This is a genomic window from Methylophaga nitratireducenticrescens, assembly GCF_000260985.4.
Taxonomy (GTDB): domain Bacteria; phylum Pseudomonadota; class Gammaproteobacteria; order Nitrosococcales; family Methylophagaceae; genus Methylophaga; species Methylophaga nitratireducenticrescens.
The window spans coordinates 283,565-299,529 of the sequence record NC_017857.3 but is presented as its reverse complement, the minus strand read 5'-3'; the positions used below and the strand labels follow the sequence as shown (position 1 = coordinate 299,529).

Below are 15,965 nucleotides of genomic sequence, written 5' to 3'. Positions count from 1 at the left end.
AAAGATGCTTTTAAAATTAACCGGCGGACGTATTTTTGACCCGGCACACGAAGTAAATGATGTAGTGCGGGATATTTATATCCGAGATGGACGAATTGTCGAAAAACCGACCGATGGTCGGGTCGATGAAGAAATAGATGTAAGTGGCAAAGTGATTATGGCTGGTGCCATAGATATGCACACGCATATCGGCGGTGGTAAGGTCAATATTGCCCGCACCATGTTACCCGAAGACCATGCTGAAGCCGTTTATGAACGCACCGAACTGTTACGCTCAGGCACAGGCCATGCGGCTCCAAGTACTTTGACGACAGGTTATCGTTACGCAGAGATGGGGTATACCGCAGGCTTTGAACCAGCTGTATTACCGATTAATGCCCGTCAGGCCCATATGGAAATGCATGACACACCCATTATCGATAAGGGTGGTTATGTGATGCTCGGCAGTGATGATTTTCTGCTACGTATGATGGCGGCCAATTCTGATCAGGAAGCCATTAACAACTATGTTGCCTGGACCATTAACCACGCACAGGCGGTAGGCCTTAAAGTAGTTAACCCGGGCGGTATCAGTGCCTTCAAATTTAATCAGCGTAAGCTGGATTTAGATGAAAAAAATGATTTTTATGGCGTCACGCCACGCGATATTCTGCATAGACTGTCGCGAGCGGTGCAGGAAATCGGTGTGCCACATCCATTGCATGTGCATGGCTGTAATCTCGGTGTGCCGGGCAATATGCAAACCACATTGGATACCATTCAGGGCGCTGAAGGCGTGCCGATGCATCTGACACATATCCAGTTTCATAGCTATGGCATGGAAGGGGATTTCAAATTCTCATCCGGTGCAGCGGAAATTGCTGAAGCGATTAATAAACATAAAAATATTACTGTAGATGTTGGTCAGATTCTGTTTGGCCAAACGGTTACAGCCTCGGGCGATAATATGCGTCAATTTGCTGGGGCACCGCATGCTCACCCTAATAAATGGGTATGTATGGATATTGAATGTGATGCCGGTTGTGGTGTAGTGCCATTCAAATACAAGGATCAAAGCTACGTTAATGCATTGCAGTGGATGATTGGTTTGGAAACCTTTTTGATGGTCGATGATCCATGGCGTATTTTCCTGACCACCGATCATCCCAATGGAGCACCATTTACCAGTTACCCACATTTGATAAGATTATTGATGGATAAATCTTTCCGTAACGATATGCTGTCAACCTTGCATCCGGAAGCACAGAAAGCAACCCATCTGGCGTCGTTGGATCGCGAATACTCATTATATGAAATTGCCATTATGACCCGGGCAGGTGCAGCAAAACTGGTTGGTCTGGCGGATCGTGGACATCTGGGAATTGGTGCAGCGGCGGATATTACGGTCTACACCGATAACAGCGATCGCGAAAAGATGTTTGAAAAACCGGACTATGTCTTTAAAGATGGTGAAATGGTGGTGCGTCAGGGTCAGGTCATTAAAATTACCTGGGGGACCACCCATGTGGTGAAACCTGAATACGACATAAGTATTGAAAAACCACTGAAATCTTATTTTGATAAATACCACACGCAAAAAATGAGCAATTTCAAAATCAGTAATGATGAAATCGTCGATGATGGTCGTGGTAGCTTAACGATACAGCCGCTGCATAAGGGAGGCAGACTATGATCATCAATGGCGTCAGCATTGATAAAACCTTTGCTGAAGCGTTTCCGATGAAAGGAACGCGAATCATTATTACTGCTCAGAATCTGGAATGGGCGATGCATTCAGCTACTGCCTTCACCGGTTTTGCTACATCGGTTATTGCCTGCGGTTGTGAAGCTTCCATTGAACGAACCTTAGAGCCTTCTGAAACCCCTGATGGTCGTCCCGGCGTCGCATGTCTGATTTTTGCCATGGGCGGTAAAGGACTGGCGAAACAGGTTGAAACCCGCGCTGGTCAGTGTGTTTTAACTTCGCCGACATCTGCTTTATTTTCAGGGATTGAAGGTGAAGAAGGTAAAGAAATTGCGTTGGGTAAAAACCTGCGTTTCTTTGGTGATGGTTATCAGATATCGAAAATGATTGATGGTAAACGTTACTGGCGTATTCCGGTTATGGATGGTGAATTTCTGACCCAGGAAAATACCGGTGTGGTTTCCTCTGTTGGTGGTGGTAACTTCCTGATCCTGGCCGAGTCCCAGCCCCAGGCACTGGCAGCGTGTGAAGCAGCTGTTAAAGCCATGAAACAGCTGCCTAATATCATTATGCCGTTTCCCGGCGGCGTGGTTCGCAGTGGTTCTAAAGTTGGTTCCAAATACAAAGCGTTAAATGCCTCAACCAATGATGCATTCTGTCCGACCTTAAAAGGTCAGACCAAATCCGAATGTTCGCCAGAAGTCGAATCCGTTATGGAAATCGTTATTGATGGCTTGAGCAAAGAAGATATTGATAAAGCCATGCGTGTCGGCATTCAGGCGGCATGTGATTTAGGCGCTGAAAATGGTATTCGCCGAATCAGTGCCGGTAATTATGGTGGCAAACTGGGTCCATTCCACTTTCATCTGCAGGAGATCATGGCATGAAAGCATTGACTCTTAAACTCAAAACGGATTTGACACAACGTGTTGATTGTTCTCCGTTAACACCGGATAAACTGGCGGGTAAAGATGTTGCAGATATTGCTGCGATGGAACTGGTGAGTGGTCGTTTAACGCTGCCGGTAGAGGAACTGTTTGATATTAGTGGTGATGATGTAAACAACATCCGCTTTGAAAACAGCTCAGCCAAACTGGATCATATCGGTCATGCCATGAGCCAGGGTCGGATTACCATCGAAGGTGATGCCGGTGCTTATCTGGGGCAGTTTATGACCGGTGGAAATATTGAAATCACTGGCAACACGTTTATTTATAGTGGCTGTGAAATGAAAGGCGGCCAAATCAAAATTAACGGTAATGCCGGAGATTTTGTCGGCGCGGCCCGCAGCGGATATAAAAACGGCATGACTGGCGGCACTATTATTGTGACGGGTAATACCGGAGCACGCACCGGCGATCATATGCGCCGTGGCATGATCCTGATTGAAGGTGATGCGGGCGAATACTGCGGTTCACGGATGATTTCCGGTACCATCGCGGTATTGGGTGACGTTGGCAAACATCTGGGCTATGCAATGAAGCGCGGCACGATATTGCTGCCTAAAATGCCGCAGCATGGCATCACTGCCAACTTTAATGATTGTGGTTCGCATACCCTGGCATTTTTACCATTGATGTTTGCCTCATTTAAAAAACTGGATAGCAAGTTTGCCAATGTTGAGGGGTTTTCCCGGGTACAACGATACGCTGGCGATGTCGGTGGCATTGGTATGGGCGAGATTCTCGTTAAGATTTAAGGCTATTTGCTAGGGGATTAGCCTGTCTAATCCCCGCCGTTTTTGAAACCCCATTGATCTGCTCTTGGCATTTTCCTGCCTACTGGTTTACTCTCTCATTAACAGCTGCGAATCATCAGCCAAACTCCCGGAAAATAAACATTCAAAGAGAGAAACGCCATGTCTGATATCGGCAAATCGGTTAATCAATTTATCGTTGAAGAACAAAGATCTCACCCCGATTCGACGGGTGATTTGACGGGATTATTAGGCGATATTGTCAGTGCCTGTAAAAAAATATCTCATTTGGTCAGCCGTAGCAATATCATTGGTCTAGGCGGGTATGCTGACAGTGAAAATGTGCAGGGTGAAACCCAGAAAAAACTTGACATCATTACCAATGACGTAATGGTTGATCATCTGAAATGGACGGGCCATCTGGCTGCCATGGCCTCTGAAGAAATAGAAGAGATTATTCAGATCCCCAGCAAATTTCCCAAAGGCAAATATCTGATCTGTTTCGATCCTCTGGATGGTTCATCGAATATTGATATCAATCTGTCGGTAGGCACTATTTTCTCCATTTTGCGTTGCCCCAATGATTGCAAAAATCCGACGTTAAAAGACTTTATGCAGAAAGGCACAGAACAGGTTTGTGCCGGCTTTACCGTGTATGGTCCGGCCACCATGTTGATACTGACCACGGGTAATGGCGTGAATGGTTTTACGCTGGACAGTGATGTTGGTGAATTTATTCTGACCCATCCCAATATGCGCATTCCCAAAGATACCGCCGAATTTGCCATTAATATGTCCAACCAGCGCTTTTGGGATGCTCCCGTTCAGAAATATATTGAAGAGTGCCTAAAAGGAACCGAAGGTGGGCGCGAGAAAAACTTTAATATGCGCTGGGTTGCATCAATGGTTGCTGAGGTTTATCGCGTGCTGACACGAGGCGGCATATTTATGTATCCGATAGACTCCAAAATAGCCAAGCAGGGTGGCAAATTACGGTTAATGTATGAAGCCAATCCGATGAGCTTTATTATTGAGCAGGCTGGGGGCGTGAGCTCAACTGGAAAAGGAAGAATTCTGGATATCCAACCTGAAAGTATTCATCAAAGAGTGCCCGTAATTATGGGGTCCAAAAATGAAGTCGAAAAAGTAGTGCGCTATCATCAGCAGGACTAAACAATACTTTAGAAAAAACTGTTAATCCCCTCTAACCTTTGCTAGCTGGAGCAACACATGCCTGCTTTATTTGTTGTGTTATTTATCGTTACGTTTTTTCCGATGATATTAGCCTTTATCGGGGGATACTTACGTTACAAGCATGTAGATAACTTTGATAATCGGCATCCCAGAGAACAACAGGCAGAGCTGACCGGTGTTGCCTCTCGCATATTGGCAGCACAGAAAAATGCCTGGGAGGCGTTGATCTTTTATTCAGCCGTTACTTTGCTGGCGTTTTATTCCAGTGTAAATTTACGGGAACTGAGTGGTGCCGCCATCCTGTTCTTAGCTTGCCGCGTTTTGCATCCAATCTTCTACGCGTTAGATCTGGCTCTTTTCCGTAGTCTGATTTTTATGGTGGGCTGGTTAAGTTGTGTATATATTGCCGTAAGAGCTTTTCTAGCGGTCTAAACAAAAAAAAGCTGTTGTGGCAGACTCAACGGGGTTTGTATTGCGTGGGGCAATAAGCTCGTAAAATACCAGGATCTCGTAAGGCGTGATGTTTGGTCTTGCGACCTGAAACACGCGCACGCCATAAACGAAACGATCCCGCTTTCATTTCACGGCGCATTAATTTAATCACCTCTTGTTCCGGCAACCCATAAAGCTGCAAAATTGCCTCAAAAGGGGTGCGATCTTCCCAGGCCATTTCAATGATCCTGGAAATATCCGCTGATTTCAGAGTCTGATTCATACTAATTCTTTTAAACAAAACCTCAAGATAACCAGGGCTATGTGAAATATGCGTCTATATAAAATTTTATTGCTGTCTCTAATGTTAACGGCTTGTACCGGAACACCAGAAGGCGTCGAACCGGTAACTGGCTTTGAACTGGATCGTTATCTGGGTAAATGGTATGAGATAGCGCGTCTGGATCATTCGTTTGAAGAGGGGTTAACTGCGGTGACGGCGGATTACAGTCTGCATGAAGAGGGTCATGTTCAAGTGATTAATCGTGGTTTTAATTCAGCAGAAAACCAGTGGGAAGAAGCTGAGGGAAAAGCGAAATTTGTTCAATCGAGGGATATCGGCCAGCTTAAAGTTTCGTTCTTCGGCCCATTTTATGGCAGTTATATTGTGTTTGGACTGGATAAACAGGACTATCAATACACGTTTGTTTCAGGACCGAATCATGGTTATTTATGGTTATTGGCTCGCACCCCACAAGTCAGCGATGAGGTTATCGCCGACTTTATCAATGAGGCCTCACAACGCGGTTTTGAAACAGATAAACTGATTTTTGTTGATCAGGATTCTGTCTCAGCTGAATGAGCTTGTACTGGATGTTCTCTCTGTGTCCACGACAAAACTGTGACCAGTAAACTGGGTAGGAAAGTGAGTGTAATCAGAGTAGAAACAGCAATCCCAACTAATACAACAATCCCCACGCCTCGATATAGCTCGGTACCGGCCCCCGGAATAAAAACCAGTGGTGCCAGTCCAAAAATAGTGGTTAGCGTTGACATTAATATTGGTCGTAACCGTGTTGCCACTGCCTGATTAACCGCAGTATGTATTGATATTGCTTTATCGGCCAGATTGCGTCTGGCCTGTTCAACTATCAGGATAGGGTTATTGACTACCGTACCCAATAGAATGACAAAGCCCAACATGGTAATCATATCAAACGGCTGAATGATGGCCGGTAATCCCATCGCATTCAATAAACTGCCCGAAGCATTGACTCCCACTAAGCCAACGATACCGCCAGCGATACCCAATGGCACCGTGGTTAAAATAATCAATGGATAGCCCCAATGCGAGAAAATAGCCACCAGTACCAGATAAATCAGAATGACGGCCACCAGCAGATTTTCAGATAACGATTCACGGGTGGCATCCAGTTGATCTGACGCACCGGAAATCGACAGATTGACCCCTTTGGCAACTTCACCATCAGTTTGCATTGCTGGGATCATTTCATTGCGAACCTTGTTCACAGCGGTTTCTAACGCTACTTCACGGGGCGGGATAATCAGTAAGGTGACCGTACGACGACTATCAACCCGCCGCAGAGTGGCACTATCAACCGTTTCTTCCAGGTCGGCTAATGCATTTAGCGGTATGACATCGCCATTGGGGGTCAGGATAGGTAAACCGGCAAGCCCGGATAGATTCTGCTGTTGGCCAGCGGTACTGAATAAAAACATGTCGACTTTGTCATCATCGATAAAAAACTCATCGACAAATGCACCATCACTCAAAGCAGCCACCGCATAACCAAAATCATCTGCAGTAAAACCTGTTTCAGTTAACCGCGACCAACGTGGACGTATTTCAATTAACGGTTGATCCAGCGATAACGATCCTGGAATGGAGTCAATCTGTGGGTTTTCAAACAAGCCTTCGGCCCGCTTCAGTGCAAACTCAGCCGTACTGTATAAACTTTCCATATCCGGTCCAGCGATATCCAGGCTGACGGCACGGGTTCCGCCCTGATCGCTGGAGATAATCGAGCCCCGACCGGAGAAAGCCCGCATTCCCGGATAACTTTCGAATAAATCGGTTAAGGCATTCATCATCGGGATGATATCTTGAGTTCTAGTGGGCTCACTCAAAACCCGTAATCCGGTGGGAGAGGTCCGGATGAAATAATAGGCGAGCGATGGGATAGGGGCCTCACCTTGATCAAACAGGGCCGGATCGGCGCCTTTGGCATCAGCCAGAATTTCAATGACTTCTTCACTGATGCGTAACATTTCAGACAGATTATAACCGGGCGGTGGAATCATGCTGGTAAAGGCCTTGGGTTCCTCTCCCTCCGGTAAATATTCTGCAGGGGGCATCAGATGCCACGCGGCAACCAAAGTGGCACACACCGTAATAGCCATCGTCGTTAAACGTCTCACCGAACCTTTGGTTAACCAATTAACGCCATGCAGGATAATCCCCCGACGATGCAGATCTTCATGTGTACCTTTGCTTTTTCCAAGACCAAAACGAGCACAGGCAGCTGGAACAACGCCTACAGCAAATAACATTGATGCAAGGATCGCCACGGAAATAGCAATCGCGATATCGGAATATAATTGACCGGCTTCTTCCTGCACAAATAACACGGGTGCAAACACCAGGATAGTAGTCATACTGGAGGCTAGTACTGCCGTCCAGACTTCCCGAACCCCCACAATTGCGGCTTCAATTCGGTCCAGCCCTCGCCGCCTGGCTTGTTCAATGCTTTCCAGCACCACGATGGTGTTATCAACCGTCATACCGATGGCAAACGCAATACCGGCCAGAGAAATAACATTGATTGTCCGATCAAAAACCAAGAGCCCCAAAAAAGCGGCAATGATACAAACCGGCATTCCCATTAAGCCAATTAACGTACCGCGCAGGCTGCGCAGGAATAAAAACAGGATAAAGGTGGCCAGTAAAGCCCCTAACAGCAGATTTTGGGAAACATTCTGAATTGATGACTCTACATAGCGGACATCGTCCCCAATAAGTATCAGATCTAACCCGTTTGGGTTTAATAAATCACGACGCAGCTCCTCGACCACTTCCATCATGGCGTGTTTGATATCAATTACATTCGAGCCAGGTTCACGCTTAACGGCCATGGTCAGAGCATGTTCATCATTTACTACAGCAACCTGACGGACTTCATAGTGATCAAGTTTGATGGTAGCGATATCCTTCAACTGAATATCCGTACCATTGCGGTGTGCCAGGATGAGGTTTTCCAATTCCTGTTTATCTTCAAAGCGTCCAATGGTTCTGAGCAAATAACGTTTTTTGCCGTCATCCAAATCACCGGCAGAGGTGTCGCTGTTGCGAGCTCGTATCGCATCACGAACCTCGGTCAGACTTAACCCTCGCTGAGCCAGTTTGGCGGAATCAATAAAGATCTGCATTTGCCGTTCAGCTCCACCACGCAGCTGTACCTCGGACACCCCCGACACACGTTCCATCTGCGTGCGAACGTTGTCATCGATAAAGTCGGTAATCATATCGATGTTGAGATTCAGCGGGTTACCCGGCAAGGGTGATATCGCAAAATACATGAATGCATTTTCCGAAAAAGAGCTGCTGCGGATACTGGGCTGATCGACATTTTCAGGGTAGCTAGGAACCTGGCTTAACGCATTGGAAACTTCGATTAACGTTTCGTTGATGCCAACCCCAAATGGAAAGTCCAGCTCTATATAAGCTTCGCCGGTTTCAGCAAAGGCTTCCATACGGCGGAGATTGGGAATGTTCCGCAAATACCGTTCCTGCTCGATTAGGATTTCTTTTTCGATATCCTGCGGGGTGGCACCAGGCCATTGAGTGACCACGCTGATAGTGCGAACATCCAGATCCGGGATCATCTGTACGGGTATTAAACGTGCGGCGGCTATACCTAATACGCAAACAATAAGCACAATGACGGTCAGCAGTTTGCCATTGCGAATAGGTGCTTCTAACATGCGGGATTAATTCCTTTTTTTATCGTCGCGAACGATTTCTACTTCATCATTTTCCTGAAGCACCTCATTGCCCCGTACCACCACTAAATCATCCGCGGTTAAGCCATCGGTAATAATAATTCCATCCGAATCTTCACTGCCAACATCTACGCTTCGGCGATGCGCCTGATTGTTTTCATTGATAATAAATACACTACGACCGCCGTCCGGATGACGCAAAACTGCATCACGTGGAATCCGATAACCTTTCCTCTCATCGCCGCCCAGATAAAGCACTGCACTGGCGGACGTACCAGGAAGCAGCGTCGCATCAGCGGAATCGATAACAATACGCACTAAAAATGAGCGTGCCTGAGCATTACTAACGGGTACCAGAGCAGTTATTTTTCCAGAAAGTTTTCGTGAGGGCAGCGCATCTGGCAGAATTTCCACTCGTGTTTCGAGGGTGATATCAGAAAATTTTTCCTGCGGCACATTTACATCCAGTCTGACCGGTTCCAACGCAACCAATTCCAACACCTGATCTCCACGGTTTACCCATTCACCTGCTTCCGTCATTTTGCTGCTGATAACCCCACTGAAAGGTGCGGGTAATTCGTGGCGGCGAAATTGTTCTTCAGCAGTCTTTTGCATGGCTTGAGCTGCAGCCAGTGCAGCTTGGTTCAGCGCAAAATTGGATTCGCGATTCGCCAGTTCAGTGGCAGAAATGTAGTTTTCTCCGCGCAAACGTTGAGCTTCATCTACCAAACGCTGAGCTTCATCAACTCTGGCCTGAGCTTCATTTGTCGCAGCTTTTGCCTGCTCAAGCTGCTGACTGGCAATCGCGGCATCCTGACGCATTAAGATATCGCCTTGTTCAACCCGATAGCCGGCATCAACTAATACTTCTTTGACCAGGCCATCTACCCGAGGTGAAAGTAGTGCCCGACGTTCAGCCGTTAACGATCCTGATAAGGTCAGTTTTTCAGTAGATTCAGAAATTATCGGTTTACTAACGCTGACGGGCGTTGCTGCGAAACTGGAATAATTAATCAGTAAAAAAAATAAACCGTACAGCAGTTTGCTGGAAAAAAAAGAGTTCAGCATAGAGGTTCGCATGGTAGGTGGATGCAGATAATGAACATAACCCGGGTTGGATAGTTCCTGAAAGTTGAGTGGTAAACTATTTTTAATTGGTAACAAGTCTTATTCCGGTATGCCAGAATAGTACCAGACATTGAGTAAGACGCTAAACAGGACCAAAACAGATATGACCTTGCGCGCAGTTTTCAAAGATTGGACAGAACGATATTTTTCTGACGAAGAAGCCGTCATTTTGCTGATAGTCCTGATTTTGGGGTTTGCGGTAATCATCTGGTTAGGCAGCATGCTGGCACCGTTTTTTACCGCTCTGATCATCGCCTTTCTGCTTCAAGGAGTCGTGAATATGTTGGTGAAGCAACATATTCCGGAAACGGTCGCTGTGGCGATAGTCTTTTTGGGCTTTGTCAGCGTGATGTTGGCCCTGGCTTTTTTGCTGATGCCATTGTTATGGAATCAGCTGGTCAATCTGGTTCTTGAAACCCCCAGGATGCTCTCCAGTGGACAGACCTGGCTGGATGGACTTCAGGCAAAGTATCCAACACTGATAACACCGGATGAAATACAGAACTGGATTTCAATGGTCGCGCGTGAACTGAGTGTTTATGGCCAACGAGCGCTCACGTTATCGCTGGCTTCGCTAGGTAACGTTATTGGGCTGATTGTTTATCTGGTGCTGGTGCCGATTCTAGTTTTTTTCATGCTCAAAGATCGCGAGAAACTGGTTAAGTTTATTTTATCGATGATGCCCGAAAAGCGTGGTTTGATGAGTCGGATCTGGAAAGAGATGGATGGTCAGATCGCCAATTATGTGCGTGGAAAAGTGGTTGAAATTATTATTGTTGGCACGGTTGCCTTTATTACCTTTGCCTGGTTTGGGTTGCCGTATTCGGCGTTATTGGCCGTTTTAGTCGGTTTCTCTGTACTTATTCCTTTTATCGGTGCTGCCGTAGCAACGATACCCGTTGCAGCTGTGGCGGGTTTTCATTTTGGCCTGACAGATGAGTTTGCCTATGTGTTGGTGGCGTATGGCATTATTCAGGCTCTGGATGGAAATGTACTGGTTCCCATTCTATTTTCTGAAGCCGTCAACCTGCATCCGGTCTCTATTATATTAGCGGTTCTGTTCTTTGGCGGGATTTGGGGATTTTGGGGTATTTTCTTTGCAATACCTTTGGCCACGTTACTGAAATCGCTGGTTACTGCCTGGCCGAGAGGCTTGAAGTCACAGATTAAAGCGGAATGACAGAACTTGATAAGTCTTCTATTCGCCGTTTCGGTACACAAATTAACCAACCCCCATTGACAGCCATATCATAAATAAACGACAGCATGATGTGGCTGTCATAATTACCTTCGAGCGCCATTCCATATTGGTGTACAGGTTTTAGTGTAGATACGGTTACTTTGATACAGCTTTCGGGATTGCTTTTGCCACTAATGTTTAATACCTGAAAATACATACCGAATATGTTCAGTATGTGTTCAGCTTAACTATGGGAGACTAGCTTAGCACTGTGGCAAATAACTCAATTAAAGAAAGGAAATACTTATGAAATATGGCAAATCACTGATCGCGGCAGCAATAGGTGCTGCATCTATGTTTTCGATGACTGCTTTTGCTGAGACCCATGTGGTTACGACTGCTGGTATGAAGTTTGAGCCTTTAGTGGTCAAAATTGCACCAGGTGATACCGTTCAATGGGAAAATATGCCCACTCATAATGTTGAAACAATTGATGGTTTAGTGCCAGAAGGTACAGAAAAAATCAATTCTTCCATGGGTGAAAACTACCAACATACTTTTGAAAAAGAAGGTATTTACGTTTATAAATGTACTCCACATATTGGCGCCGGTATGGGTGGTGCCATTATTGTTGGTGAACCAACAAACCTGGATGTTCTTAAAGCTGCCGATGCAAAAGGTGGGGTTGGTCGAGTGGTTAAAAAAGCCATTTCTGAAGCTGAAGCAATGTAATCAACTTAAAGGTAGCCCACTAAAACCTCCCGTTTTTATAACGACGGGAGGTTTTTTTATATCTTTGAGATGGAACGATTAGTCTTTATTTTTTTAAATAACGGTTATCAATATTATTTGTTCATGAAGTTTCGTTTAGCAGGCATGCAGCATTCACTCGGTAACGAGCGATACGGGTGCCTGACGAAACGTTCTTAATACCACCAATAACCAGATGGATAAGCAAATAAAAACCAACGATCATGACAGAAGCCTGGACAACGGCCTTTAATTGCCTCGTGCAGAAGACGGTGCAAAAAATTGAGTCGGAACAAAATCGTCATACGTTATGTGCAACAAGACAGCGTACCGAACATCAATAACATCAGGCTAAGTAATTGAGAAAGCAATTAAGAGTACCCAGGATGGGCTAAATTTACGAACATAGCTTGGCTGAAACTAAGTAAAACGCTATAGATACGGTTTATTGTTGTTCTCAGGGAAGATATCAAAAAACGTGATGTAAGCTATTTTTCAACAACAGCTTGCCAGAAGATGAAAATTCTCTAGTGAAAACTATGGAGCTTGATTTAGGCTTTTCAAATGGTTATACAGCTTCAAGCAGGCACATGAACGGTTAAAAATAAACGTCAGCCATATCGCCAATATCAAAAATAGTATAAGTTCAACCTTCCGTTCTCTGAAAAAAAAGAAGCCCCGGTAAAAATACCGGGGCTTGTCGGCAAAGGTCTTACAGAAACAGCAAATCTGGGAGAAAAGACTGTTTATTTATACATATTAAAATATGTTCTGTAAAACCATCTCCGTCAACGTTGAAACCGATTAAAAGTTATAAGTAATACCACCGTAGTAAAGACGTTCTCGACCCGCTAACTTACCTTCGTTACGGCTGGCTAGGTACTCTTTATCAAACAGGTTTTCAACTCCGGTAAATAACGTTACACCAGTATTCGGCACGCGGTAATTAACCGTAGCATTCCAGATAGTAAAGCTTGGAATGGTTCCCTGAAGACCGCTAACATCTTCGACGCGAGTATTTCCATCATCAACAAATTGTTTACTGACGTGTTGTACACCGATTCGAGCATGTACGCCGCTTTGATGTTCATAGCCGAGGTCAATGTTTAACAGGTGCTCAGGTGCATATTGCATTCTGTTTCCGTTAATTGTTGGATCTGGACCATCTTCATATTCAGCAGTCCAAAGATTGGTATACGCCCCTGACAAATAAATGTTATTTGACCAGCCATAAATATCACCGAAATCAACACGACCCGCTACTTCAATACCGGTTTGTTTGCTGTCGCCGCTGTTATCAAACGTATTACCAAAATCAATCAGTGTATTTTTAATATCGTTATGGAACAGCGCTGTTTCAAAGCTGATGCCTTTGAAATAGGTACTGCGTACACCTACTTCATACAAGGTGCTTTCTTCTGGTTCAGCTCGGCCACCATCTTCACTAAATTCACGGTCTGCTCGTGCTGGTGCAATACCTTTATGAATACCGGCAAAGATGGTTGTGTTAGCAATGCCATTCCAGGTTAAACCAAAGCTTGGCAAAAACTCTGTGTAGGACAGGCTTTCACGACTATCTTGAACGCCGCCATCAAAGATGGTTTCACTGGTACGTACATCTTCCACACGAAAGCCTGGGGTGAAAGACCAATTACCTACATACGTAGTATTTTGCATGTAGTAAGACAGTGCGTTAGTTTTATAAAATCCTTCTTCAACATCATCCGGATTATTGGCTAACGCCAAATCATAGTCTTCACGTTCAGCAGCATTTTGTGCCAGGATTTCCTGACGATGCACATTTTCTTCGTGGTAACGCACTCCAAAGATAGTGTCATGCTCAAGGCCAAACAGACTGTGCGACAAGTCGCCCCGGGTTTCTATGCCACGAGTATAGTATTGACGAGGTGCGTGACGACCGCCGCATTGACTGATATCAGCCACGTTACCCGCCGGTATACCTTCACCACCTTCATCTGGACAATTTCTAAATAAAGAAGTGATATTACCGTTATCATCTAGCACATCTTCATTTTCTTCGGTACTGCGTAAACCATTACGGAAGGTATCGGTGTAATACGCTTGAGAACTCAGCTTAAAGTTATCATTCACTCTGAAAATATGTTGTAACTGAACGACATCACGATCTTGTTCCCATTCATCGTTTTCAATGGACGGGTGGGAATAAGGATCTTGATCATATTCAAATGGGGTTAAGTAGGCCTCAGTTGAATTGCGACGGTCACGAGTGTGGACCAGTTTTAAAGCAAGCGTTTGGCGGCCGGTAATATCCAGCTCACCTTTAAAACGGTAGTCTTTAACATCAAACTCAGCATCGTCATAAACACCGTCACCTTTGTTCTGGTTGAAATCAAACATAACTCCGCCAATTTCATTACCAAAACCAACGCTGCCGTTCAGCATACGATAACCTTGGTTACCAAAAGCGGAGGTGACACTTCCTTCAATTTCACCGTTACGTGGAACGGGTTTGGTGACAAAGTTCACGGCACCACCAAGCGTTTGTGGTCCATAAAGGATTTGACCTGCACCTTTAATGACCTCAATACGGTTAATGGCTTGTGATGGGGTGGTGTAATGCACAACGGGATCGGCATATGGAGCCAATTGTAAATGCATACCATCTTCCATAATCATTGCTTTGGCGCTACGACGTGGGTTTTGGCCACGGATACCAATATTGGTATCAAACCCCATACTGCCGTCAGCAACTACATTGATGCCTGGTATTGATCTCATCCTTTCCAGGTTAGATATCGGCCGACGTTCTTCCAGATATTCCTCATCAATGATACTGAAAGAGCCTGAAACAGCTTCCAAGCGGTCCGGCAGAATTCCTGTAACAGTCATTTTGCCCGAATCAACAGTATCTTCCTCAGCCAGAACGGCATAAGGCATCAGCATCAGCGATGACATTATCGCGGAGCTGATGAGTTTTGGTTTTAGATTCATTTCTCTCTCCTGTACGTAAAAAGCCCGTGCAGGCTAGCGCTACGCTTATGGGCTGGGTATAGGAAAAATTCCTAAAACAGCGTTAGATAAAAGTGGGGACACGGTGATGTAGCCTATAAAAGACTCGAGGCATTTGAGAGTGGTTTAAATAAGCCACTTTTGAGAGAGAATGGTTTTAGTTGTTGTTTAGCTATATCAATATGAAAATTGGAACCCTTTTAATAGATGGCTGAAATATTTCACTTATATGGTTATAAACAAACACTTTTTAAAACAGTTGTTAACAAGACCAAAACACGAAAAATTGTTGCTTAAAAACAACGAAATAAGGGGTTTGAGTTTGTTTTTATAAACACTCTTTGGGAATTTGCGCACAAAATTTCAGGAGAAAAGCCTTGCTTTGACCTTGCCTGAAAATCCTTCTATAGCTGTATAGAATAGGTTTGACAGTTGAAAACACAAAGCAAACGTTGTTCTTGTCGGAATACCCTGGTTTATACCAACGAAAGTCCTTTTTTATCCTATGAATAGTGTTACAAGAGGGTATGTCGGATAGCCGTTTCATCAATGGCAGACCAATAAAGCAAGTTTGTTCAATGAGTGCTGCCACCATCATTCTTGCCATTGCTGTCGTCATTCGGTTCATCCATTACCTTTGACATTTTGGGCATTAAACTTGTCCAGACAACGGAAGAAAAGATCTGAAACCGTTGCTTCGACGATGAAATGTTTCGTTTTGAAGTTGCCTCGATACGATGAAGAAACTTCTCAGACGGCGCAACCAAAAGTAAACGCACACACGGGAAAAGACATTTTAAATAGAAAGAAAGTCATGGTGACCATTATTGAAAGTGATAAGAACTCCAGTGCGTGCGTATGCCCATGTCAACCATGGTTTGTTGACACAA

12 protein-coding genes are annotated in these 15,965 nt (G+C 45.0%); 8 read left to right on the top strand and 4 right to left on the bottom strand.

The window, feature by feature from the left end; all coding sequences use genetic code 11:
• Nucleotides 1–4 precede the first annotated feature (4 nt).
• The 5 genes from Q7A_RS01330 (at nucleotide 5) to Q7A_RS01310 (ending at nucleotide 5,006) form a co-directional block, all read left to right on the top strand.
• Nucleotides 5–1,672: a formylmethanofuran dehydrogenase subunit A gene (locus Q7A_RS01330; protein WP_014705519.1), complete on the top strand. Its 1,668-nt coding sequence runs from the start codon at nucleotides 5–7 to the stop codon at nucleotides 1,670–1,672.
• The gene (fhcD, locus tag Q7A_RS01325) at nucleotides 1,669–2,571 is read left to right on the top strand and encodes a formylmethanofuran--tetrahydromethanopterin N-formyltransferase (RefSeq protein ID WP_014705518.1); all 903 of its coding nucleotides are present in this window, start codon (nucleotides 1,669–1,671) and stop codon (nucleotides 2,569–2,571) included. Before Q7A_RS01330 ends, fhcD begins: the two co-directional genes overlap by 4 nt.
• Nucleotides 2,568–3,383 carry a formylmethanofuran dehydrogenase subunit C gene (locus tag Q7A_RS01320; RefSeq protein ID WP_014705517.1) on the top strand — a complete coding sequence of 272 codons (816 nt, stop codon included), beginning with the start codon at nucleotides 2,568–2,570 and terminating at the stop codon, nucleotides 3,381–3,383. The genes fhcD and Q7A_RS01320 overlap by 4 nt, the downstream gene beginning before the upstream one ends.
• 159 nt (nucleotides 3,384–3,542) lie before the next feature.
• Nucleotides 3,543–4,553: a class 1 fructose-bisphosphatase gene (locus Q7A_RS01315; RefSeq protein ID WP_014705516.1), complete on the top strand. Its 1,011-nt coding sequence runs from the start codon at nucleotides 3,543–3,545 to the stop codon at nucleotides 4,551–4,553.
• A 57-nt stretch (nucleotides 4,554–4,610) separates the two neighbouring features.
• Nucleotides 4,611–5,006: an MAPEG family protein gene (locus Q7A_RS01310; RefSeq protein ID WP_014705515.1), complete on the top strand. Its 396-nt coding sequence runs from the start codon at nucleotides 4,611–4,613 to the stop codon at nucleotides 5,004–5,006.
• A 25-nt stretch (nucleotides 5,007–5,031) separates the two neighbouring features.
• On the opposite strand, the gene Q7A_RS01305 is transcribed toward Q7A_RS01310, so the two are convergent.
• On the bottom strand, nucleotides 5,032–5,289 hold the full coding sequence (locus Q7A_RS01305; protein ID WP_014705514.1) for a TIGR03643 family protein: 258 nt from the start codon (nucleotides 5,287–5,289) through the stop codon (nucleotides 5,032–5,034).
• 48 nt (nucleotides 5,290–5,337) lie between these two features.
• Here Q7A_RS01305 and Q7A_RS01300 point away from each other — a divergent pair, with 48 nt between their 5' ends.
• On the top strand, nucleotides 5,338–5,868 hold the full coding sequence (locus Q7A_RS01300) for a lipocalin family protein (protein WP_041354209.1): 531 nt from the start codon (nucleotides 5,338–5,340) through the stop codon (nucleotides 5,866–5,868).
• Here Q7A_RS01300 and Q7A_RS01295 read toward each other — a convergent pair.
• Complete coding sequence (locus tag Q7A_RS01295; RefSeq protein ID WP_014705512.1) at nucleotides 5,844–9,008, bottom strand: efflux RND transporter permease subunit; 3,165 nt, start codon at nucleotides 9,006–9,008, stop codon at nucleotides 5,844–5,846. The genes Q7A_RS01300 and Q7A_RS01295 overlap by 25 nt on opposite strands.
• A gap of 6 nt (nucleotides 9,009–9,014) precedes the next feature.
• On the bottom strand, nucleotides 9,015–10,190 hold the full coding sequence (locus Q7A_RS01290; RefSeq protein ID WP_238595931.1) for an efflux RND transporter periplasmic adaptor subunit: 1,176 nt from the start codon (nucleotides 10,188–10,190) through the stop codon (nucleotides 9,015–9,017).
• A gap of 67 nt (nucleotides 10,191–10,257) precedes the next feature.
• Between Q7A_RS01290 and Q7A_RS01285 the strand changes: the two genes are divergently transcribed.
• A complete protein-coding gene (locus Q7A_RS01285; RefSeq protein WP_014705508.1) occupies nucleotides 10,258–11,334 on the top strand; it encodes an AI-2E family transporter in 1,077 nt (358 codons plus the stop codon).
• Between the two features lie 306 nt (nucleotides 11,335–11,640).
• Nucleotides 11,641–12,066, top strand: coding sequence for a plastocyanin/azurin family copper-binding protein (locus Q7A_RS01280; RefSeq protein ID WP_014705507.1), 426 nt, complete (start codon nucleotides 11,641–11,643; stop codon nucleotides 12,064–12,066).
• Between the two features lie 822 nt (nucleotides 12,067–12,888).
• Here the strand turns inward: Q7A_RS01280 and Q7A_RS01275 are convergent.
• The gene (locus Q7A_RS01275) at nucleotides 12,889–15,057 is read right to left on the bottom strand and encodes a TonB-dependent receptor family protein (RefSeq protein WP_014705505.1); all 2,169 of its coding nucleotides are present in this window, start codon (nucleotides 15,055–15,057) and stop codon (nucleotides 12,889–12,891) included.
• Nucleotides 15,058–15,965 lie beyond the last annotated feature (908 nt).

Bases quoted from the DNA above. Each gene is read 5' to 3' on its own strand.
- Q7A_RS01330 (WP_014705519.1), top strand. From the start codon at position 5: ATGCTTTTAAAATTAACCGGCGGACGTATTTTTGACCCGGCACACGAA.
- fhcD (WP_014705518.1), top strand. From the start codon at position 1,669: ATGATCATCAATGGCGTCAGCATTGATAAAACCTTTGCTGAAGCGTTT.
- Q7A_RS01320 (WP_014705517.1), top strand. From the start codon at position 2,568: ATGAAAGCATTGACTCTTAAACTCAAAACGGATTTGACACAACGTGTT.
- Q7A_RS01315 (WP_014705516.1), top strand. From the start codon at position 3,543: ATGTCTGATATCGGCAAATCGGTTAATCAATTTATCGTTGAAGAACAA.
- Q7A_RS01310 (WP_014705515.1), top strand. From the start codon at position 4,611: ATGCCTGCTTTATTTGTTGTGTTATTTATCGTTACGTTTTTTCCGATG.
- Q7A_RS01305 (WP_014705514.1), bottom strand. From the start codon at position 5,289: ATGAATCAGACTCTGAAATCAGCGGATATTTCCAGGATCATTGAAATG.
- Q7A_RS01300 (WP_041354209.1), top strand. From the start codon at position 5,338: ATGCGTCTATATAAAATTTTATTGCTGTCTCTAATGTTAACGGCTTGT.
- Q7A_RS01295 (WP_014705512.1), bottom strand. From the start codon at position 9,008: ATGTTAGAAGCACCTATTCGCAATGGCAAACTGCTGACCGTCATTGTG.
- Q7A_RS01285 (WP_014705508.1), top strand. From the start codon at position 10,258: ATGACCTTGCGCGCAGTTTTCAAAGATTGGACAGAACGATATTTTTCT.
- Q7A_RS01280 (WP_014705507.1), top strand. From the start codon at position 11,641: ATGAAATATGGCAAATCACTGATCGCGGCAGCAATAGGTGCTGCATCT.
- Q7A_RS01275 (WP_014705505.1), bottom strand. From the start codon at position 15,057: ATGAATCTAAAACCAAAACTCATCAGCTCCGCGATAATGTCATCGCTG.